This window comes from Actinobacillus suis ATCC 33415 (assembly GCF_000739435.1).
GTDB lineage: Bacteria > Pseudomonadota > Gammaproteobacteria > Enterobacterales > Pasteurellaceae > Actinobacillus > Actinobacillus suis.
In genome coordinates this window covers 1292817-1315652 of the sequence record NZ_CP009159.1, presented here as the reverse complement: position 1 = coordinate 1315652, position 22836 = coordinate 1292817, and the positions used below count along the sequence as shown (strand labels likewise).

Genomic DNA, 22836 nt, shown 5'->3' with positions numbered 1-22836 from the left:
TACCGCACTTTTACTTGATATTAATGATTTGCTGCTTGCGCTAATTTTTTCTTTTCTAAACGTAATACACCTAAGTGGGTCATATAACAGCAGAAAATACAACCACATACTGCGAATAATAAGAGGTAAAAACCTGCATCCCAACCAAAGCGTTCAGCTAAGATTCCGAATAATGCAGTACCTGAGAAACTCCCTAAAATATAGCTGAGTAAACCACGTAACCCTGTTGCAGAACCTGCGGCAAATGATGGTACTAATTCAATAGTTTGTAATGATGATAAGAACATTGGTACATAGATCAAACAACCAATGATACCTGCACCAATGGTTACCGTTAATAAATCTTGTCCACCCCAGTAAGCAAACATTGCTGCGCCTACACCAATTAATGTGATGATCGCAAGTGGCATACGGCGGCCTTTGAAATAGGTATCGGTTAACCAGCCTGCTAATAAGGTTGAAGGGATTGCAGCCCATTCAAAGATAGCGAATGCGGTTGCCATTTGGCCTTTTGAGAAACCTTTGGTTTCTAATAAGTAAAGAGGTAACCAAGTTAATACGCCGAAACGGATCATATAAGTGAACACATCGATAAATGATACGAACCAAACATTGATATCTTTTACAATATAATCACGGAAGATTTCCCATGTAGTTAAGTTCACATTTTCATCTTTTGTCACCACAAGTTCTTCTTGTTCTGTACCTAAGATTTTGCTTGTTGGTGGTAAACCTTCATTATAAGTACGTCCTTTACCGAAAATATACACAATAATTGCAATAATAGTTGCTAACACCATTGGAACAGTAAAGTGCGCGGCTTGCCAATGTTCAGTGCCAAGCCATGCGATACTTGCGCCTGCGATTGGTGCCACTAAACCACCACCTACGTTGTGTGAAATGTTAAACATCGCTGTTGTCACACCACGAGATTTACGTGGGAACCAGCTTGCTAACACCACATAAGCGGGGCCTGCGCCCATACCTTGGAAGATACCATTTAGAATACAAAGGAATAAGAATGCCCAGAATGATGCGCTAAAGCCCATCATAAGGTTAACCGCTGCAGACATCATTAAGCCGAAAATCATAAAATGTTTTGGGTTGGATTTATCGGCAAAAGCAGACATAAAGCCTTTACTTAAGCCATATACAACTAACATTGTTCCGGAAATAAAACCAATATCTTTTTTAGTGAAACCAAACTCGCTGATAAGTTCAGGCGAAGAAAGTAAGAAGTTATTACGCAAAATATAGTATGCAGCATAGCCAATAAATATGCCAAAAAGTGCATGCCATCTTAAACGGTTATAACGCTCTAATTGTTCTGCTTCTGGTACGGGTTTACCAGGTTTTGAGGCTAAGAATGAAATCATAATGTAATACCTGTAAGAATAAAAAATAAGGAATTTTTATTTCTAGTTAAAGAAATTTGGCACTATGCTAATATGTCTAAAGCAAAAGGCAATACATTGAAATTTAAGTCAAAATTGACATTTTTAATAAAGTTTATGTGTCAAGATTAACTCAAAACATCATTGGTTAATTGTATGTGGATATGATGGCCGAAAATTGAGATAAAACTTGCCTATTTGGCAAAATGTGAATGAAAAAAATTTTTTAATTTTGTGATCTAAATCACAAAAATGGATGTAACAATGAGAAAATTTATCAGCTATTTCGGTAGTTTATTAGGGCTATTACTAACACTTCAGGTTCAGGCAAAAAGTTTAGTCATCGCAACTTCTTTCTCTCCGGAAACAATGAATTATATTCAAAATGAATGGAAAGAAATTTATCCTGAGCAACATATCCGTTTAATTAACCGTACAGTTAGCTCATTAGAACGTTTGTTAACTCAACCAAATATAGAGAATGTAGATTTAGTGTTGAGTTCATCGCCATTTTTATTTCAACAGCTGCAACAGCAACAGGTACTACTTTCTCTACCAGATCATTTACAGCAGCATGACAAATGGGTGCCGCTTCAATTGAGACAAACAACTACCGCTGTAGCATTCTCTGGTTATGGTATTTTTTACAATAAAAAGTTACTTAAGGAACGTAATTTATCTATCCCAACAGATTGGAATAGCTTATTACACCCTGATTATTTTAATAGTGTGTTAATGAGTTCGCCTTCACGTTCGGGGTCAAATCATATTATGTTGGAAATGTTGCTACAGCAACGAGGTTGGAATGAAGGCTGGACTGACTTTTTGACGTTATCTCGTAATTTCTCTTTGATTTCATCCCGTAGTTTTAATGTGGCTGATAAAGTAAAAGCAGGTTTAGCCGTAGCCGGTATGAGCATTGATACTTATGCACTTAACCAGTCCGCACATTCTGATGTGGGATTTGTCTATTTTCCTCATTCTATTGCTTCTCCCACGTTTGTAGCAATTCATCGTAGTAGTGAGCATGTAGAAGATGCTATGGCATTTATTGCCTTTTTATTATCTGAACGAGGGCAGAAAATGGTCGCTGCCCGTAACTTTGCCAAATATCCACTTAATTCATTAGACGCTCAGGATTCACTATATATGGAACAGCAAAAGTTATTGAATGAACCTCTGTTAGATTACGATCGTCTGCTTGCGAGGGAGTATTTGGTGAAAAAGTTATTTGATGTAGCAATTACCTTTCGTTTGGCACAACTCAAAGAAGCTTGGCATGCGCTAAATGAAAAAGAGAAGAAAATAGGTAAAAAATTGACCGCACTTCGTGCTGAGTTGACCGCTATGCCATTGAGTGAAGCACAAGCCAATGACAAAAACTTTTTAGCACAGCTTAAAAACAATAGAACTTTTGCCTTAGCGCAAGAAAGAAAATGGGCTGAATTTTTCCAAGGACAGATTAATAAGGTATTACTTGCAATAGAAGAACAATAAGATAATTGAATTAGATTGGAATAACAGAATGAAAAAAACAAGTATTACACAGGTGCTAAAACATGCTTTTGCGATGAGTTTGATGTTAAGTGTGGTTTTAGGCATAGTGAGCCTTTTTTCTTGGTATCAGCAACATAAACAAGTGAATTATATTTTAGACGATTATTTTCCAAAAACGCATCTTGCGCTGAAATTGGAAGATAATGTTGCCGCTTTTGTGAATGAGTTAGATCGCTTTGCTGCGGTAAAAAATAATATGAATCGTCAAACAATGTTCAAACAGTTAAATGGACAATTAGAGCAAATAGAACAGGATGCTTTGATGCTGTCTGATGATACTCATGATGAGGGCGTGATTTTAGGTAATATTGCAGATTTAAAGGCGCTAATTGTAAAGATTTATTCGCATTTAAACCAAAGTTTTCATATTGAACAAAAAAAGCAAGAACTCGTGACGAAATTGCAATGGTTGCATGATGATTTTAATAATGAAATCGTCGCGTTAGGGCAGGAATTAAATTGGCAGCAAATTAATTTAGCGAAACAACCCGTTTCTAGCTCTCACTCCAGTTCAGACATCTTTAATTTGCAAAATGAATTACAAGCTATCGCGCAGCTAAAGAATACGGAAGATAATATTAAAACAGAGATCGCTCAATTTTTATATGCACTCGATCAGCAAGACATTCTATTGAAATATCAAACCTTGAAAGAACTGGTTGTAAGTTTACAACATAGTGAACCATTACAAACTGACAACGCAAGTATTGCCACTTTGCAACAAATGGTGGAAATGTTAGCGAATATGATTGCTCCTCATCAAGATCTAGATGAATTGGTCGCCAATATTCATCAATTTCAACAGACAGCAACAGAGATTAGCCAGCAAAAAGCGAATATTTTGCGTTCTACGCGAAATATTACAGAAGGTATTCTATTTAAAACCAATGAAAATTTGACCGCTCTTAACCAGAATATGAAGCAGCAAACAAAAGTTAGTGGCTTCATTATTGTGGCAACTCTACTTATCTCATTGATTTTTATTTGGGCTTTCAATCGTTTCTATTTACAAGGACATTTGACTAAGCGATTTGAAAATTTGATCGAGTCAGTGAAATTGCTCAATAAAGGTAAAGAAGAATTGCCAATTCAAGTTTTCGGTAATGATGAAATTGCGGAAATTAATCGATTATTGAAACATCATACGGATATGATTAAAGAACGACGTATCATCGAACAAGATCTTCGAGATACACAAAATGAGTTGATTCAAACAGCCAAAGTGGCGGTAGTTGGACAAACGATGACCAGCTTGGCTCATGAAATTAATCAGCCTTTGAATGCGATAGCTATTTATTTATTCAGTTTAAAGAAAAGCTTACAAACAGGAAATCTATCACAAGCAGAAACCTATGCCGAGAATATCAATAAACTGGTAGAACGAACTGCACATATAGTGAAAGGATTACGCCAATTTACTAAACGCCATACATTGCAAGATCCTTTACAACCGGTTTCACTCACACAAGCGATTAATACAGCATGGGAGTTATTAGCGTTACGTCATCAACCCATGCAGGCACAGCTCTCCATTGAAGGTGAAAATGTTGTGAAAGGTAATGCTATTTTATTAGAGCAGATTTTTGTTAATTTATTGAGTAATGCTCTGGAAGCCTGCAAAACACAAGCGCATATTCAGATTCAACTTTATGCACAGCAACATAAAATTTATGCGCGTATTGAAGATAACGGTGAGGGCTGGCCGCTTGAAAGTGCGGATAAATTATTACAACCTTTCTATAGCAACAAAGAAGTCGGTCTAGGTCTAGGTTTAACGATTTGTCAGCGCATTATGCAGCAATTTAATGGCAATCTTTATATTGCTTCAAGCTTACATAAAAGTGCGGTAATTATTTTAGAATTTCCAGCTGATGAGCCACATTTATTAGGAACAGAATATGAGTCATAACTACACCGTTTTATTAATTGATGATGATCAAGATGTACTGCAAGCCTATCAATCATTGTTAGAACTAGAAGGCTATCGCACTATTGCGGTCAATAATCCAGTTACAGCGCTAGAACAGATTAGTGAGGATTGGCAAGGTATTGTGGTTAGTGATATTTATATGCCACAAATGTCTGGCTGGCAATTACTGGAACAAATTCATGCTAAAGATAAGCAGCTACCAGTTATTTTGATTACGGGACATGGCGATGTGCCTATGGCAATTGAAGCTATGCAAAAGGGGGCTTTTTATTTTATTGAGAAACCTGTACGACCTGAAAAATTCTTACAGCAAGTGGCACAAGCCTGTGAACAACGACAAACGCAACTTGCCACTAAATTATGGCAACAAAGTGAGCTAGAAACCCATTTTATTGGACAAAGTCATTGGATTAAATCTCACCGTAAACGCTTGCAACAGTTATCTGAAACTAATTTACCGATTTTTATTTTTGGTGAAATTGGTACGGGGAGAACTTTAGCGGCGAATTATTTGTATAAATTGGCAAAGTCACGTTTTGAACAAAAATATTTTGTTGAATTGTTGGAGCAAGAAGATAGTGAGACATTACAAAGTCAGTTACCTCACCTAAAAAGTGCGGTCATTATTTTAAAAAATATTGAGTATTTGAGCAAACCTACGCAAAAACTACTGGCGCAGTTTATTCAGCAGGATCAGCAAAATCGAGTGATTGCAATTAGCCAATATTCGCCTCAGCAGTTGTTATCTGAATACGGTCTATTGCCGGAATTATTTTATGCTTTTGCTCTTACTCAAATTGAGTGTATTCCATTGGCACAAAGACCTTCAGATATTGAGCCGTTATTTCGCCATTATTTAACTTTAACTTGTCAAAAACTGAAAAAGAAAAAACCGGCTGTAACCGATACTTTCTTAAAACAATTATTATCACAACAGTGGTTAGGCAATATTAGCCAGCTGATTCATACAGCGGAATTATATGCCGTTGGTGTGACGGTACAAAACGATAATCTCCATTTTATAGCTGAAAATCAAGGCGAGTTATCATTGGATGAACGGATTGAAGAATATGAGAAAACAGTGATTACTGATGTGTTAAACCGTTTTCAAGGGCGAATTAATGATGCGGCGGAATATCTGCAAATTCCGCGTAAGAAATTGTATTTACGTATGAAGAAATATGATTTGAATAAAGAGGATTACAAAGATTAAAGTTAAAAAGTGCGGTGAATGTCACCGCACTTTTAAGCAATGAGTTTAAGAGCTTCAAATACCCAACGCAGACATTTATCCATATATAGAAACAAAATGTTGCAGAAATTTAACCGCTTGTGTTATGGATTAATCACGTTTTTTGGTCAGTAGCCACCAAACGATACTTAAACAGATTAAGCTTGGGATTAATGCACCGATCGCAACCGGTATCCATGAGAAGACGAGTGTCATATTGCCAAACACGATGTTGGATACATAGAACACGAAGCCGGCGATGATACCGATAAATAATTTGGTTCCCATTGCGCTACTGCGAAGCGGTCCAAAGACAAACGAGATCGCAAGCAACATCATCACCGCCATTGAAATCGGCTGATACACTTTACGCCAAAACGCAATTTGGAAACGTTTGGAATCTTGTCCGGTTTCTTTCAAGAAGCCGACATAATCGGATAAACCTGAAATAGAAAGTGATTCCGGTTTGAGCGATACGATACCTAATTTGCTTGGTGTGATTGTCGTTTGCCAATCTTTGTTGATTTCTTTCGCTTGTTGAATACTGTTATCGGTAATCGAAGATGTTTGTACATTCTGAAGCGTCCAATTTTTGCCGTTAAAAACCGCATTCTGAGCTTGAGTGACTGATTTTAAAGATTTATCTTCAAAATGATAAATCGATAGATTATTTAATTTACGTTCATTTTCGATATGGCGAATATAAATAAAATCATTTCCGTCTTTTGCCCAAAAGCCGCCTTTCGTTGATAGCATTGAACCGCCGCTTTGTGCGATGGAACGCATATTACGGGCATATTGTTCGGTTTGCGGGATTCCCCATTCGCTGACTAGCATCGTAAAAACGATGAGTGGAATTGCGGTTTTCATTACCGCTAAGCCGATTCTAAAACGAGAAAATCCGGAAGATTGCATAACTACTAATTCGCTACGGCTGGCAAGGTTTCCTAAACCTAATAAGCCGCCGATTAAGGCAACCACAGGGATAAACTCTTTAATATCGCTTGGTAGCATTAAAAGTGAATAGTAAGTGGCGGTTAAAGCGTCATAAGATCCTTTACCGACATCTTTAAATTCTTCGACTAATTTGATGATAAACACTAAGCCACTCGACATGAGCAGCACGGCAAAAATCATCGTAATAATGGTTTTGCCGATATAGCGCTCAAGAATATTCATACCAAATAAATTCATTTACGCCACCGCCTTATTACGACTGAAAGAATAACGAATTGCTGACATCCATTTTGTATCCCAGAAGTTCATCACCATTGCCAGTATAAAGAATGCAATCGATACTAACGGCATTAATAATGTCGCATCTAATTTGCCCGAAGCACCGGAAGATTTGAGTGAGCTTTGTAGCAAGAAATAGATCAAATACAGCAATACTGCCGGAATCACTTTAGCGAAACGACCTTGACGAGGGTTTACGCTACTCATTGGTACGGCTAATAATGCCATGAGTGGTACGGCAAAAATTAGTGCAAAGCGCCATTGCAATTCTGCTTTAGCTTCGTTGGATGAATCGGTCATTAATTTGTTGAAATCCGCTCGTTGTACTAATTTTTCATTCGAATCCACATCTTGGTAGCCGAGATAAGCTTGGTAATTGTCAAAATGGGAAATTCTAAAATCTGCGGTATTTGCCGTACCTTCATAGCGGGTACTGTTTTCAAGGGTGAGAATTTGATCTCCGTTTGGTAAACCTTGTAACTGACCGGATTCCGCAACCACTACGGAAGGGCGATTTTTCTTCTGTTGATCCGGTTGGAACACATAAATATCGTTTAATTTATTTTGTTCGTTATTAATATTTTCAATAAATAAAACGTAACCACCTGCGGTCATAAATTGACCGGCTGACAATGCTGAAAAACGTGGATTAGACTTCGCCTCTGCTAACATTTCACTTTGCTTATTGATAGCCCAAGGCGTGAGCCAAAACACGTTATATACTGCAAGAGCCGTAGTAAAAATAGATAAGAAAAACGCTACTCGGGTTAATAAACTTTGCCCGATACCGCACGCTCGCATCACGGTAATTTCACTTTCAGTATAAAAGCGCCCTAAAGTCAGCAGTAACGCAACAAATAGTGAAAGCGGCAACATAAATTGAGCTAAAGCGGGCATCCCTAATCCTAATAAACTCAGTACTAAGTCGGTTGGTACTTTCCCGCTGACAGCAGAATTCAGCACGGTAATCAGCTGCTGACTAAAAAACATTAATAACAAAATGAATAAGATCGCTAATTGGCTTTTGAAGATCTCTTTCGTTAAATATCGACTTAAAATCACGATAACACTCTCATTGAGATAATTTCACCGTTAATACGGTTTAACTAGATAAGGTAAAACGATATGTTTCCGCTCATTGTTGCCGAACAGGGGATATATTTGCAAAAAATGAGTGAAAATAGACCGCTTATAAAAGTTACTAATCATACCTTTTTTGCATTAAAAAATCACGAAAGGATTTTCTCTGCCGGTAAATTAATAAGCCCCGAAGTCCGGGGCTTTAGGTCATTTAGATTTTACTATTGATTTTTTTAAGAGTAATTTTTTACCATTCTTATCAGTCACTTCGATTTCTGCCGGTGACGCTCGCTCTTTATGCACGATAGCAATTAAATTATCATGTTGTGCGATATCTTCAAATCTGCCGGTGACACGCAAAGCTTTTACATTAACGTTATCGGCAAACACTAAGAAAGTCCCTAAAGGTGTAACTCGGATATTTTGTAAACCTAACTTCTCTTTACCGGCAACTTGATATTGAGGCGTTTTATTTTTTGATTTTGCAATCGCCTCTTTATTCGTCACTATATCAATAATACTTTGCAATTTCTGCGCACTTTCACTGGTTTGTGCCGAAGTATTATTAGTTTGCGCTGTAGCCGCAGTAGTTACAGTAACTGGTGCTGATTCTTCATCAGAAGAGAAAATCGCTTCACCAATAAATTGTTCAGTGCTTTGTTTTTGAGCAACTAGCGGTTCACCACCTTTATTCGATGCGACTAAAAATAAACGAGAGCCAATTTTTTCAAAACGAATATCCGTATTCGGTAATTGCGATTCCAATTGTTGAGTAAGAGATTTAATCGTTACTTCACCATTGTTTGGAATCGATACAGAACGAGTTGTATCTAACTCATAAGTAATAAAGCCAACTTTTAAGCGTTGTGCTAATTGTTGTAATAATTCACCCGCTTGTCCTTCATAAGCAATACGGAGTTTAGCTTGCTCGTAGCGATTAAATAACGCATTGTCGTCTGCTAATACTGGCGCATTGACAAATAGGCATACGAGACCGGTAAGAAAAGTTTTATTCATTAATTTTTTCATTGTAAGTTCCATTTATGATTTTATAGATTAATTGTGACAATTTATTTGCCGATAAATTCATCATAAATAATAGATTAATTAGTATAAAACAACACCTTGAAAAGGCAAGCCTCTTGCAACGGTGAAAAATGGGCGAGCTCACGTGGTTTGTACCGACTTAAGATTACTAACCCTATGAATCCTTTATGGTATTTTGAGAAAAACTATGATTTTCTTCAAAATAGGGAGATTTTTCGATGAAGTTTTCATTTCTGTTATTTTCTACTTGTAATTTACTCGATAAATAGGTAGCTTACTTGTGATACGAGTAACTCAGCGTTACTTTTGGCCTTAACCGATTTGAGATAAAGAGGTAGTGATGGAATTTAGCGTAAAAAATGGTAGCGTAGAAAAACAACGTACTGCGTGTTTAGTGGTTGGCGTATATGAACCTCGCCGCCTTTCTGCAGCAGCAGACCAATTAGATAAATTAAGTGAAGGTTATATTAGTGCTTTACTAAGACGCGGCGATTTAGAAGGTAAAGCAGGCCAAACGCTTTTGTTACATAACGTACCGAATGTACCTGCAGATCGCATATTGCTTGTTGGTTGCGGAAAAGAACGAGAGTTAAATGAGCGCCAATATAAGCAGATTATTCAAAAAATGGTGCAAACCATCAACGAAACGGGCTCAATGGAAGCGGTTTGTTTCTTAACTGAGCTACATGTAAAAGGGCGATCAACCTATTGGAATGTACGTTTTGCCGTAGAAGCGATTCAGGAAAGTTTATATGCTTATAATGATTTCAAAAGCATTAAGCCTGAGGTGCGTCGGGAATTGCGTCGTGTGATTTTTAACGTCGCTAATCGTAAAGATTTAGCTGATGCGGAAAGAGCATTAGAGCATGGTAAAGCGATTTCAACCGGTATCACTTTTGCTAAAAATGTCGCAAATTGTCCACCAAATGTATGTAATCCGGCTTATCTTGCCGAATTAGTGAAAGATTTAGCGACTGAATATGAAAATATTCAAACCAGTATAGTTGATGAAGTGGAAATGGATTCATTATCGATGAATGCTTATTTGGCGGTTTCTCGTGGTTCACAGAATCCGGCTTATTTGTCTGTAATTGAATATCGTAATCACCCGAATCCGGATGCTAAACCCATTGTATTAGTGGGTAAAGGGCTGACGTTTGACTCAGGCGGTATTTCGATTAAACCATCCGACTCAATGGATGAAATGAAGTATGATATGGGCGGCGCTGCTTCGGTTTACGGTACGATGAAAGCGCTAGCGGAAATGAAATTACCGCTGAATGTCATCGGTGTTTTAGCCGGTTGTGAAAATATGCCGGACGGCAATGCATATCGACCGGGTGATATTCTGACGACGATGAATGGTTTAACTGTTGAAGTATTGAATACCGATGCGGAAGGTCGCTTAGTTTTATGCGATACATTGACCTATGTAGAACGCTTTGAGCCGGAATTAGTGATTGATGTGGCGACTTTAACCGGCGCTTGCATGATTGCGCTTGGCGCACACAACAGCGGTTTAATGTCGACCAGTAATGTGCTGGCGAATGATTTATTAAATGCAGCGGAACAAGCGGACGATAAAGCGTGGCGTTTACCATTAGGTGAAGAATATCAAGAGCAACTTAAATCGAATTTTGCTGATCTCGCTAATATTGGTGGGCGTCTAGGCGGTGCCATTACAGCTGGGCAGTTTTTATCAAACTTTACCAAAAAATATACTTGGGCGCATTTAGATATTGCTGGTACGGCTTGGAAGTCCGGTGCAGCGAAAGGCGCAACCGGCAGACCGGTTTCACTGTTAAGCCAATTCTTGATTAATAAAGCAAATAATCAATAAGCGGTCAATTTTTAAGGAAAATTTGCAAGCCCTCAGATAGTGATATCTGAGGGCTTTTTGTTCAATAGGAAGATGGATGTGTATTTTTATGTAAAAAGTTTGATCTAGTTTAAGTTCGTAAGCTTGTGAAGATATTTAGTTTACATATAATGCTCGTTATCAAACATTTTGACGTTTTTTATTTTCTTTTGTGTGTGTTTATGTTGTTTTTGCAATTTTATGAATAAGGAGTCTTATATGTTTTCGTTCTTAAAGGCATCTCCGCCTGCACCGAGAAAATCAGGCGAGATTGATGCGGAGTATAAAAAATTACGTTGGCAAGTATTTGCCGGCGTGTTTATCGGTTATGCAGCTTATTATCTTATTCGTAAAAACTTCTCGCTTGCGATGCCGTACCTCATTCAGGAGTATGGCTTTTCTAAAGCGGATTTAGGTACGGTTGGGGTTGCATTATCTTTAGCTTACGGTATCAGTAAATTTGTGATGGGTAACGTATCGGATCGTTCAAATCCAAAATATTTTATTACTATTGGTTTACTCGGTTCGGCAATTGTTAGTTTAATTTTCGGTTTAGTTCCAGGTGTTTTAGCATCTATTCCAATGATGATTGTATTAGCGGCATTAAATGGTTGGTTCCAAGGTATGGGGTATCCACCGGGCGCTAAAACAATGACGAACTGGTTCTCTAAATCAGAACGTGGTAGTTGGTGGAGCTGGTGGAACGTTTCTCATAACTTAGGTGGCGGTTTAATCGGTCCGTTAGCGATTCTTGGTTTAGCTATTTTCGGTACTTGGCAATCACTTTTCTATTTACCGGCACTCGTTGCGATTTTATTAGCGTTCGTTACGTTCTGGTTAATGCGTGATACACCGGAATCACAAGGTTTACCGCCGGTAGATGAATGGCGTGGTGAAAAAGTCTTAGAGAAAGTTGAATCGGCAGATACACTTTCGGCAATGGATATTTTCCGTAAATATATCATCAATAATAAATTCTTATGGGCCATTGCGATTGCTAACGTATTTGTTTACTTTATTCGTTACGGCATTATTGACTGGGCGCCGACTTACTTAAAAGAGGTAAAACATTTCTCGGTCGATAAACAAAGTTGGGCGTACTTCTTATATGAATATGCGGGTATCTTTGGTATGTTAGCCAGCGGTTATTTAAGTGACAAAGTATTCAAAGGTCACCGTGCGCCGCCAATGTTAATGTTTTTAGCCGGCGTATTAATTGCGATTATTGTTTATTGGAAAAATCCGGCAGGTAATCCTTTAGTTGATAATATCTGCTTAGTAGCAATTGGCTTCCTTATCTATGGTCCGGTAATGATGATCGGCTTACAGGCAGCGGATCTAGTGCCTCGTGTTGCAACAGGCACGGCAACAGGTTTAACCGGTTTATTTGGTTACTTATTAGGTTCGGCAAGTGCCGGTTGGGTAATGGGTAAATTGGTGGACTTATATGGCTGGGACGGTGGTTTCTATGCACTTATTGCTTCAAGCTTCTTAGCGTTCGGCTTTATTGCTATCACATTATTCAATAAAAAATCAGCAGAATAAGTTTATTATTTCTTATACTGATTAAAGCAAAAGGCATCGGAGAGAAATCTTCGATGCCTTTATCATATTGGTACTATTCAATACCGACCAATTTGTGAGTTTGTAAACTCAATTGCCATTTGGGTTTATTGGCTCGTTGATTCAAAATACCAAGTTGGGTAATGGTTTCCAATAAATTCATTTTGCCGTCCACTTCGCATGGAGAAAGGTAGTAATGTTCGGCGGTAATTTGTGTTTCGATTTGTTCACAAAAACCTTGTACATCGCCTTTATCCATCACGATACGAACTTCGTTGGCAAACGAAATACATTCTCTCAAATATTTTTCTTGATACATCAGTTTCGGGCTAGTGGCGATATAATCAATCTGTTTCGGTACGGCTTTTAATCCATTCGTTTCAATTGCCAACCAATAACCTTCCGCTTTAAACACATCGAGTAATACGCTTAAATTGGCATACATCGTGGGCTCGCCGCCGGTAATGATAATATTCTTGGCGGAATAAGATTTTACTCGTTCAAGAATTTTCGCCACGCTCCATTTTTCGTATTCGTTATAGTTGGTATCGCACCACGGGCAAGCAAGATTACATTTGCCTAAACGCACGAAAATGCAAGGTAAGCCTGTATTAAAGCCTTCACCTTGCAGGCTTTCAAAGATTTCGACAATCGGGAAAGTCGTTGTCGTAAAAATAGTATTTGTCATAATTTTTACAAATCTCCCCTAACCCCTCTTTACTAAAGAGGGGAATATCGAGGTTAAGATTTATACTCTATATTATTAGATAGGAGTGTTTAACGAGAATATTCACAATATGAGGTTGGTGTTTCCCAAAGGCGAATTAAACTGACCGGTAAACCGACTTTTTCCAGTTTTTCAAACATATACTTCGCCATTTCTTCCGCTGTCGTGCGGCTTGGAATACCGTAAACTTTAGAGTTTAAATCGATTAATAGTTTGGCAACTTGGCTTTCTCTGTCGCTATTTAAATCGTAGATATAGGCGTGATCCATCGGGTCTAAGATTTCACGTTTCACTACCGATTTTAAATCGGAATAATCCATCACCATGCCTCGTTTCGCTCCTTCAGCAACTAAGTCGCCGCTAACTTCCACCTGAAGTTTATAAGTATGTCCGTGTAAGTTTTGGCATTTGCCGTCGTGCCCATCGAGCATATGTGCCATATCGAAACTAAATTCTTTTGCAATTTTAAACATTTTTTTGACCGCTTGTTTTTTCTGATAAGTACTCATTAAGCCCTTTTTCACGCAATACGCAACTTGGGCAAGTGTGACAACCGCCTTCTACTCCTAAATAGCAAGTATGGGTATGCTGTCTGATATAGTCGAACGCACCGAGTTTATCGGCTAATGCCCAAGTTTGTTTTTTAGTAAGGTACATCAGCGGCGTGCGAATATTGAAATTGTAATCCATTGCCAGATTTAAGGTGACATTCATTGACTTCACGAACACATCTCGGCAGTCCGGATAGCCGCTAAAGTCGGTTTCGCATACACCGGTAAAAATAGTTTGGATACCTTGCCCTTTGGCGTAAATCGCGGTGTAAAGTAAAAACAGCGCATTACGACCGTCAACAAAGGTATTTGGCGTATTACCTTCTTGCTTAATTTCACGTTCTTCCATCATTGCGTTAGATGTGATGGCTTTGATCACGGAAGTATCAATTAGCGTTTGTTTAACGCCGAGATCTTTGGCTATCCAGGCTGCTTTTTCCAGCTCAATTGCGTGGCGTTGTCCATATTGAAAGGTAACCACTTCAACATTTTCCACACCAAATTCTTGAATGGCTTGGAAAAGGCAGGTGGTTGAGTCTTGACCGCCGGAAAAAATCACGACGGCTTTTGGAGTTGAATTCATTTTGTATCCTTAGTTTTGGTTTCAAAGAGAGTCTTTGGCGTGGGAGGTTTTCGAACCACGAGAAAGAATAAGCGGTCTGAATTTGCAAGTTTTTTGCAAAAAGAGACCGCTTGTCGAGAGGCTATAATAGCAGAATTTTCAATCGTTTTCTAATGCGATTTCGGATCATTGGTTTTTTGAATCACTGCTTTTAATAGATCTTGGGTGGACTCCTCAATCACCTCACTACTTAATGATCCTGAACGTTCTCCCCAAATAGAAAGCGAAGAACCGATAATATTCTTGGTATTTTCAACCATATTTTCTTTATTTTGCCCATCCCATAAACCGAGTTTCCAGTTATTTAATACATCTTCTGTTGCATATTTACTGTCATGCGTAATATTGGCATTACCTTTCGGCACAAAATAAAGATAATACGAATTATAATTTAATACTTTAAAACCGTTTTCGAGTAATTCCGGCAAGTTTGCACGAATTTTGCGGCGTTCTGCAATATCTTGACTTTCTTGAGCATCACCGTCATAGCTCCAATAAGTGATCTCTACATTTTTATTTAATTGATTTAAATTATTTTTAATTAAACCGTCATTCCAAATACGCGTAATTTTGCCTTTCTCGTTAATAAACTGATTAAGCGTATTTACGTAGCTAATAAATTCGTGATTGGTTTCTACGCTATAGCCGAATTCATCGCCACCAATATGAAAATGTTCGCTGGCATGTCCAAAAATATAAATCACTTCGGCAATTAATGTTTTAATAACTTCAATTGATTCGGGGTTAGTTATATCAATTTCCTCATCATTCATTTTGGATTTTAGCTTTTTGACATAATCCTTACCGTGTTTAGCCTCAAGTAGTCGAAATATTGCCGTCATATGATTCGGTGTATCAACTTCCGGCACCAATTCAATATTTTTACTCTTGGCATAATAAATAATATCGTGAATTTGTTTATAGGTTAAAAAAGGTTTATTGGTTTTTGGATTATAATAAGTACCGTCTTTAACTATCGCATTTGCTTCCGATTGATCTAAATAAGTACTTTCTAACGCATAATTTTCATGGTCCGAAAAATGTAAGTGTAAGAATGTACCTCCTGCATGGTGAATTGTATCGATAAATTGTTTTATGGTTTCAACCGGATAGAAACGGCGAGCTATATCAAGGGTTAGTCCCGCTTCTTTTATTTGTGAGTGATTCATTGCATTAACAGTGGATGATGAGCAGGAGGAAAGTAATCCGATAAAAATTAAAGTCAGTAATGAGATTATTTTTTTCATAGGTGTTTGCTAATTAAATAAGGGTGTACGTCTGACAATAACAATTTAAAATAATTCTTCTTATTTATAATATTAAAAATATCATTTTTTACTTGTTCATTTATTTAAATGATAGGTGTTTATTTTATCTGATTTCAGGTCTAAGAAAAGACTATGGCAAGGAAGAGTGCAAGGGATTTCGGTAAAACAGGTTAAAGTTTGTCTTATCGGTGTAAGTTTTATGTTAATTGATTAACGCAAACGTTTGCTTTGTGATACAATAGAGCGAGTTTTTTATTTTCTGTTGAGGTTAATCGTGAGCAACACACAACTTAGCTATAAAGACGCAGGCGTTGATATTCACGCAGGCAATGAATTGGTTGAACGCATCAAAGCGGATGTTAAACGTACTCGCCGTCCGGAAGTGATGGGCGGTTTAGGCGGTTTTGGTGCACTATGTGCATTACCGACTAAATATAAAGAACCAATTTTAGTATCAGGTACTGATGGTGTAGGGACTAAGTTACGTTTAGCGATTGATTTGAATAAACACGATACTATTGGTCAAGACTTAGTAGCAATGTGTGTTAATGACTTAGTGGTACAAGGTGCGGAACCTTTATTTTTCTTAGATTATTATGCAACCGGCAAATTAGAAGTAGATGTTGCTGCAGATGTAATTAAAGGTATTGCGGACGGCTGTGAAATCTCTGGTTGTGCATTAGTCGGTGGTGAAACCGCAGAAATGCCGGGTATGTACCACGCAGGTGATTACGACCTAGCCGGTTTCTGTGTCGGTGTTGTAGAAAAATCTGAAATTATTGACGGCTCAGCAGTGAAAGCGGGTGATACATTAATCGCATTAGGCTCAAGCGGTCCACATTCAAACGGTTATTCATTAATTCGTAAAGTGATTGAAGTTAGTGGTGCGAATCCGGCTACCGATACATTAGAAGGTAAACCGTTAAGTGAGCATTTATTAGCGCCAACTAAAATCTATGTGAAATCAGTACTTCAATTGATTAAACAAGCGGATGTGCATGCAATTGCGCACTTAACCGGTGGCGGCTTCTGGGAAAATATTCCACGTGTATTACCGGCAACCGTAAAAGCAGTGATCGATGAAAAATCATGGGAATGGCCGGCTGCATTCAAATGGTTACAGGAAAAAGGCAATATCAGCCGTTATGAAATGTACCGCACCTTTAACTGTGGTGTAGGTATGGTGATTGCATTACCGGAAAAAGATGTTGAAACTGCATTAGCCGTATTAAAACAAGCGGGTGAAAACGCTTGGGTGATCGGTAAAATTGAAAACTTAGGTGATGGCTCAGAACAAGTTGAAATTATCTAATTTGCAAAAAAACTAAAAAATCTGACCGCTTGTAACAGCATTACAAGCGGTCTTTTTTTGGGGAATAAAACGTGATCTTCATCACAAATTTTAAATTACCAAATGAAACATAGGAAAAATTCTTAGGTTTTCTAGAATTTGTTCTCAGGATTTTTATGTAAATAGAGCATAGGATCGCACTCATTGACAATATTAGTAATAATTGAGGTTCCTATGCTTGATTTTTTAAAAGAGGTTAGAAAACCAACCTTAGATTTACCAATTGAAGAACGCAGAAAAATGTGGTTTAAGCCATTTATGCAATCATATTTAGTCGTATTTATTGGATATATGGCAATGTATTTGATTCGTAAGAATTTTAACGTTGCTCAAAATGATTTGATTGAGACGTACGGTTTAACCAAAACCGAGCTGGGTATGATTGGACTAGGTTTTTCGATTACATATGGTATTGGTAAAACAGTCGTTTCTTATTACGCCGATGGCAAAAATACAAAACAATTTGTACCGTTTATGCTGATTCTCTCCGCTATTTGTATGCTTGGTTTTAGTATGAGTCTCGGCGGTGGAAGTGTTGCACTCTTCTTAATGATTGCATTTTATGCATTAAGCGGTTTCTTCCAAAGTACCGGCGGTTCATCAAGTTATTCTACAATTACAAAATGGACACCAAGTAAAAAACGTGGTACTTACTTAGGCTTTTGGAATTTATCACATAATGTAGGTGGTGCGGCGGCTGCCGGTGTTGCATTATTCGGTGCAAATGTATTATTTGATGGACATGTTATAGGAATGTTTGTTTTCCCATCAATTATTGCACTAATTGTTGGCTTTGTCGGTTTACGATATGGGAATGACTCGCCAGAAGCTTACGGCTTAGGTAAAGCGGAAGAATTGTTTGATGAACCAGCCAGCGAAGAAGATTTGGCTGCGGAAAAACATAATTTAACTAAATGGCAGATCTTCGTTCAGTTTATTTTGAAAAATAAAGTAATTTGGCTACTTTGCTTTGCTAATATCTTCCTTTACATTGTTCGAATTGGTATCGATCAATGGTCACCGGTATATGCATATCAAGAGCTAGGCTTTACTAAAGAAGCGGCAACATCTGGGTTTGTTTTATTTGAAGTCGGTGCTTTAGTCGGAACATTCTTATGGGGATATTTATCTGATCTTGCCAATGGTCGTCGTGGTTTAACTGCGATTGTGGCATTAGTTCTGATCGTATTCATGCTAGAGTTTTATCAATTTGCGACAAACGAATATATGTATCTTTTAGCATTATTTGTGTTAGGCTTCTTGGTATTTGGTCCTCAGCTTCTTATCGGCGTGGCAGCGGTTGGATTTGTACCGAAAAAAGCAATTGCTGTGGCTGACGGTGTAAAAGGGACATTTGCTTACTTGATTGGTGATAGTTTTGCTAAATTAGGTTTAGGTATGATTGCAGACGGTACGCCAATCTTTGGGTTAACCGGATGGGCGGGTACCTTCGCAGCCCTTGATATTTCAGCGGTGATATGTATCGGTTTACTTGCCTTTGTTGCTATTGCAGAGGAACGTAAAATTCGTCGAAATAAAGTGAAATCATAGTGAAAATAGATAAAGGCTATCTGATAAGATAGCCTTTTTTGTTTATAATCGGATATAAATAAGGAGAAAATATGATTAGAGTTGTTTTGATCGATGATCACACTATTGTACGTTCCGGCTTTTCACAATTATTATCACTAGAGCAAGATATTCAAGTTGTTGGGGAATTTTCCAGTGCGCAAGAAGCTCGTTTAAAAATGCCAAGTATTAAACCAGATGTTTGTATCTTAGATATTTCGATGCCGGATGAAAACGGTTTGGAGCTTCTGAAAGACCTTCCATCTGCAATTCATTGCATTATGCTAAGTGTGAATGATTCTGCTGTTATCATTCGTAAAGCTTTGGAACTCGGGGCAAAAGGCTACCTCAGTAAGCGATGTAACCCATCCGAGCTAATACAAGCGGTTAGAACAGTTTATTCAGGAGGCGTATATTTAATGCCTGAATTAACGACGAAGTTAGTTTCAAGTAAATTAAGCTTAACGAGAAACTTAACGAAACGAGAGTATGAAATCTGTGAGTTATTAATTTTGGGATTGGATACAAAAGAAATTGCAGAAAAATTATCTTTAAGTGTTAAAACAATTTATGTGCATAGGGATAATGCAATGAGTAAATTAAATGTGAAGAATAATGTAGAACTTGCAAAATTATTTCATCAGCAAGGATGATAAGATGATTGCCATTTTCAGTTGGTTTTTTATATTTTGTAGCTATTTGTGTTTGTGGGTCATATCTGATTATTTATTAAAAGATCCCATTTTAGCAGTTTTATTTTTGCCTTTTTCTTTTAGGGTAGGGTTATCTTTACATACCAATATTCGGTATTGGTGGATCGGCTATTTTTCTGAATGGGTGTTTCTTTATTTTATTTTTAAGTCATATTCCGATATAAGTATTTTAATATTATATATTTTAAGTGTCTGTTCTATCCCAATTGTCTTTTGTTTTAAAAAATTTTATTCAGGAAAACAATGGAGAAAGTTTTTTATTCAAGCCTGCTTAGTTACCATTATTAGCTTATGCAATTTTATTGTAATGGCTTGGGCTGATTTTGGGATTTCTTCTGTTCTTTTAGTCAGTTTAACCGGTGGCGTATTGATGTTACCTGCTTGTTCACTTATTTACGATTATGTTTTTAATAAATCGTGGATTCCATTTACTGCAAATTATATAAAAAGACCAATAAGACTACGCATAGGATATATTTTAATATACGCTATTCTGTTTATAGTAAATATCCTTATACAATCCATTATGCCTAGTGAGTTTACTCGGTTTGCTATTTTTTGTTTAGCTATTCCTATTGTTTTGCTTGCATTTCATTATGGCTGGCAGGGGGCTTTGCTTGGAACTTTATTAAATAGCATTGCTTTAATTGCGACAACTCATAGCTTTTCTTATGTTGAAATTACAGATTTATTATTGCTTATTCTAATGCAAACAATTACTGGGATTTTTCTTGGTTTATCCGTGCAATATCAAAGGGAACTAAATACCTATTTATCTATAGAATTAAACAGAAATAAATTACTAACGAAAAAACTGATAAATACAGAAGAAGAAATTCGTAAAGATATCTCTAGGGAATTACATGATGAAATCGGACAAAATATTACTGCTATTCGGATGCAATCGAGTATTTTAAAGAAACTGGAATCATCTGAGCATTCGCAACGATGTGCAGAAATGATCGAGCATTTATCTCTAAATATCTATGATACGACAAAAGGTATATTAAATCGTATTCGACCTAAATTATTGGATGATTTGGGTCTTTATCAGGCGATTCAAAATTTATTTATAGAACTTGATATATCTAAGCAAGGAGTAAGAACAAAGTTGATTTTTGAAAATAAATTTAAGCATCAATTAGATCATGTTTTAGAAATCACTTTGTATCGTTTATGTCAGGAAGGATTGAATAATGCTCTTAAATATTCTCAAGCATCAGAAATTGGTATTTCAATTATTATTGAAAAGGATATAAGGTTATCTATTTATGATAATGGAATAGGATTTAATCCCGATGAAATTATGGATGGGTTCGGTTTGAAAGGAATGAAAGAGAGAGTGGAAATCTTAGATGGAAAATTTAAGATTGTATCTAACACTATAAAAAATAATGATAAGCAAGGTACCTCTATTTTTATTACATTACCTTTAATTTGATAGGGAAAGGAATGGCAAAGTTAAATTATATAGATCATAAATATCAATATTGGCGCGTCCATTTAATGGTCGCGATGTATATTGGTTATGCAGGGTTTTATTTGACGCGTAAAACATTTAATTATGTAACACCAGCACTAATTAATGATTTACATATAGATAAGAATGATATCGGTATTATTTCAACATTATTTTATTTAACTTATGGCTTATCTAAATTTTTATTTGGTATTTTCTCAGACCGAGCAAATCCTCGATATTTTATGGCGATAGGTTTAATTATGACAGGGATAACAAATCTTTTATTTGGTTTCTCTAGTTCATTAATTTTGCTGACATTATTAGTTATTGTAAATGCTTGTTTTCAAGGATGGGGATGGCCTCCGTGCGCTAAACTATTAATGATGTGGTATTCCCGTAAAGAGAGAGGTGTTTGGTGGTCTATTTGGAATACGGCACATAATTTTGGTGGCGCACTAGTTCCAATTATAGTGGGATTCTTAACGTTACATTATAGCTGGCGAGTCGGCTTTTTTACGGTAGGTGCTTTAGGGGGGGTTATCGGCTTTTTTCTGCTTCTTCGCTTACGCAATACGCCGGAATCAATGGGGTTACCCTCAATAGGTCAATGGAGAAACGATCATCTTGAATTGGTACATGAAGAGGAAGAAAAAACACTTTTATGGAGACATATTTTAAGCCGTTATGTCTTTTGTAATAAGTATATTTGGCTTCTAGCGCTTAGTTACACGTTGGTCTATGTTGTGCGTACCGCTATCAATGACTGGGGTAATATCTATCTAACAGAAAAATATCACTATGATTTAATTGCAGCGAATAGTGCAATAACATTTTTTGAAATCGGTGGTTTTGTAGGCTCTTTAGCGGCAGGTTGGGGATCCGATAAACTGTTTTTAAGTAATCGAAGTCCGATGGCATTAATTTTTTCAGTAGGTATTTTCTTTTCGATTACGGCATTATGGTTAATGCCAAAAGAGAGTTATTTATTGCAATGCATATTATTCTTTGCAGTTGGCTTTTTTGTATTCGGACCTCAGATGTTAATTGGTATGGCAGCGGCAGAATGTTCACATAAACTTTCTCCGGGGGCAGCAACTGGGTTTGTTGGCTTATTCGCTTATTTAGGAGCTGGGTTAGCTGGTTACCCTCTAGCATTGATCCTAGATAATTTTCATTGGAGTGGTTTTTTTACCGTAGTTATATGTTGTAGCTTAGGGATTTCATTACTGTTACTTCCATTTTTAATTGTAAAAAGGGATATCCTTGATTAATTAATAGATACTATTTATGTTTATTTTTCTGTTTATTTATTTTCTCATTATCAATCTAAGTAGCTTTTATCTAATGTATGCTGATAAGCAAAAATCGCGGAACAAGGCATGGCGTGTTCCTGAGTCGAATCTATTCTTCCTTTGTTTTTCCGGAGGATTTATCGGGACTTTTCTTGCAATGAAATATATTCGTCATAAAACTAAACATTGGCAGTTTCATGCAGCGGTGATTATTTCTGGTCTGTTTTGGCTAATTGCGTTGCCTGCCGGTTACTACTTTCTGATTTTTAATCATTAAAATTTCTAATCCGAAACCTTAATTTATATCCTAGCGCTCTTTTTCGAAATATGACATAGATCACATTTCTTTTTATGCTAAATCGTTATGATCTCCACCAGATTTAAT

The 22836-nt window shown here is 37.0% G+C and carries 19 protein-coding genes; 11 read left to right on the top strand and 8 right to left on the bottom strand.

The features are described 5' to 3' along the window. Positions 1–20 precede the first annotated feature (20 nt). Complete coding sequence (locus ASU1_RS05980; protein ID WP_014991888.1) at positions 21–1376, bottom strand: MFS transporter; 1356 nt, start codon at positions 1374–1376, stop codon at positions 21–23. Between the two features lie 282 nt (positions 1377–1658). Here ASU1_RS05980 and ASU1_RS05975 point away from each other — a divergent pair, with 282 nt between their 5' ends. From ASU1_RS05975 to ASU1_RS05965, 3 genes are read left to right on the top strand one after another with little or no spacing between them, the layout of a single operon-like run. Next, the gene (locus ASU1_RS05975) at positions 1659–2891 is read left to right on the top strand and encodes an ABC transporter substrate-binding protein (protein WP_014991887.1); all 1233 of its coding nucleotides are present in this window, start codon (positions 1659–1661) and stop codon (positions 2889–2891) included. A gap of 28 nt (positions 2892–2919) precedes the next feature. Continuing rightward, entirely contained in the window at positions 2920–4860 is a 1941-nt protein-coding gene (locus ASU1_RS05970) for an ATP-binding protein (protein ID WP_014991886.1), read from the top strand. Beyond that, on the top strand, positions 4850–6094 hold the full coding sequence (locus ASU1_RS05965) for a sigma-54-dependent transcriptional regulator (protein WP_014991885.1): 1245 nt from the start codon (positions 4850–4852) through the stop codon (positions 6092–6094). Before ASU1_RS05970 ends, ASU1_RS05965 begins: the two co-directional genes overlap by 11 nt. A 129-nt stretch (positions 6095–6223) precedes the next feature. Here the strand turns inward: ASU1_RS05965 and lptG are convergent, their stop codons facing one another. The 3 genes from lptG to ASU1_RS05945 all read right to left on the bottom strand — a co-directional run bounded on the left by lptG (position 6224) and on the right by ASU1_RS05945 (position 9457). Then, the gene (gene lptG, locus ASU1_RS05960) at positions 6224–7306 is read right to left on the bottom strand and encodes an LPS export ABC transporter permease LptG (protein WP_039195231.1); all 1083 of its coding nucleotides are present in this window, start codon (positions 7304–7306) and stop codon (positions 6224–6226) included. Beyond that, positions 7307–8410 (bottom strand): LPS export ABC transporter permease LptF, encoded by a 1104-nt coding sequence (lptF, locus tag ASU1_RS05955; RefSeq protein WP_014991883.1) that lies wholly within the window; start codon positions 8408–8410, stop codon positions 7307–7309. 225 nt (positions 8411–8635) lie between these two features. Continuing rightward, positions 8636–9457 carry a hypothetical protein gene (locus ASU1_RS05945; protein ID WP_014991881.1) on the bottom strand — a complete coding sequence of 274 codons (822 nt, stop codon included), beginning with the start codon at positions 9455–9457 and terminating at the stop codon, positions 8636–8638. 358 nt (positions 9458–9815) lie between these two features. Here ASU1_RS05945 and pepA point away from each other — a divergent pair, with 358 nt between their 5' ends. Together pepA and pgtP are read left to right on the top strand one after the other, a co-directional pair. Then, positions 9816–11315: a leucyl aminopeptidase gene (gene pepA, locus ASU1_RS05940; RefSeq protein WP_039195229.1), complete on the top strand. Its 1500-nt coding sequence runs from the start codon at positions 9816–9818 to the stop codon at positions 11313–11315. 237 nt (positions 11316–11552) lie between these two features. Next, the gene (pgtP, locus tag ASU1_RS05935; protein WP_014991879.1) at positions 11553–12878 is read left to right on the top strand and encodes a phosphoglycerate transporter protein PgtP; all 1326 of its coding nucleotides are present in this window, start codon (positions 11553–11555) and stop codon (positions 12876–12878) included. Between the two features lie 73 nt (positions 12879–12951). Here pgtP and ASU1_RS05930 read toward each other — a convergent pair whose 3' ends face one another. The 4 genes from ASU1_RS05930 to ASU1_RS05915 all read right to left on the bottom strand — a co-directional run bounded on the left by ASU1_RS05930 (position 12952) and on the right by ASU1_RS05915 (position 16043). Beyond that, positions 12952–13584: a 7-carboxy-7-deazaguanine synthase QueE gene (locus tag ASU1_RS05930; protein ID WP_014991878.1), complete on the bottom strand. Its 633-nt coding sequence runs from the start codon at positions 13582–13584 to the stop codon at positions 12952–12954. An 89-nt stretch (positions 13585–13673) separates the two neighbouring features. Then, a complete protein-coding gene (gene queD, locus ASU1_RS05925; RefSeq protein WP_014991877.1) occupies positions 13674–14096 on the bottom strand; it encodes a 6-carboxytetrahydropterin synthase QueD in 423 nt (140 codons plus the stop codon). Then, on the bottom strand, positions 14089–14757 hold the full coding sequence (gene queC, locus ASU1_RS05920) for a 7-cyano-7-deazaguanine synthase QueC (RefSeq protein WP_014991876.1): 669 nt from the start codon (positions 14755–14757) through the stop codon (positions 14089–14091). The genes queD and queC overlap by 8 nt, the downstream gene beginning before the upstream one ends. 149 nt (positions 14758–14906) lie before the next feature. Next, entirely contained in the window at positions 14907–16043 is a 1137-nt protein-coding gene (locus tag ASU1_RS05915; RefSeq protein WP_014991875.1) for a family 20 glycosylhydrolase, read from the bottom strand. A gap of 295 nt (positions 16044–16338) precedes the next feature. On the opposite strand from ASU1_RS05915, the gene purM reads away from it, so the two are divergent. From purM to ASU1_RS05885, 6 genes are all read left to right on the top strand, one after another. Next, positions 16339–17376, top strand: a complete 1038-nt coding sequence (purM, locus tag ASU1_RS05910; RefSeq protein WP_014991874.1) for a phosphoribosylformylglycinamidine cyclo-ligase — start codon at positions 16339–16341, stop codon at positions 17374–17376. 213 nt (positions 17377–17589) lie between these two features. Beyond that, a complete protein-coding gene (gene uhpT, locus ASU1_RS05905; protein ID WP_014991873.1) occupies positions 17590–18966 on the top strand; it encodes a hexose-6-phosphate:phosphate antiporter in 1377 nt (458 codons plus the stop codon). Between the two features lie 71 nt (positions 18967–19037). Further along, positions 19038–19637: a response regulator gene (locus ASU1_RS05900; RefSeq protein ID WP_039195227.1), complete on the top strand. Its 600-nt coding sequence runs from the start codon at positions 19038–19040 to the stop codon at positions 19635–19637. Positions 19638–19641: 4 nt separating this feature from the next. Then, positions 19642–21138, top strand: a complete 1497-nt coding sequence (uhpB, locus tag ASU1_RS05895) for a signal transduction histidine-protein kinase/phosphatase UhpB (RefSeq protein ID WP_014991871.1) — start codon at positions 19642–19644, stop codon at positions 21136–21138. 11 nt (positions 21139–21149) lie between these two features. Continuing rightward, the gene (gene uhpC, locus ASU1_RS05890) at positions 21150–22430 is read left to right on the top strand and encodes an MFS transporter family glucose-6-phosphate receptor UhpC (RefSeq protein ID WP_014991870.1); all 1281 of its coding nucleotides are present in this window, start codon (positions 21150–21152) and stop codon (positions 22428–22430) included. A gap of 16 nt (positions 22431–22446) precedes the next feature. Then, positions 22447–22728, top strand: a complete 282-nt coding sequence (locus ASU1_RS05885; RefSeq protein ID WP_039195225.1) for a DUF1294 domain-containing protein — start codon at positions 22447–22449, stop codon at positions 22726–22728. The last annotated feature ends 108 nt before the right edge of the window (positions 22729–22836 follow it).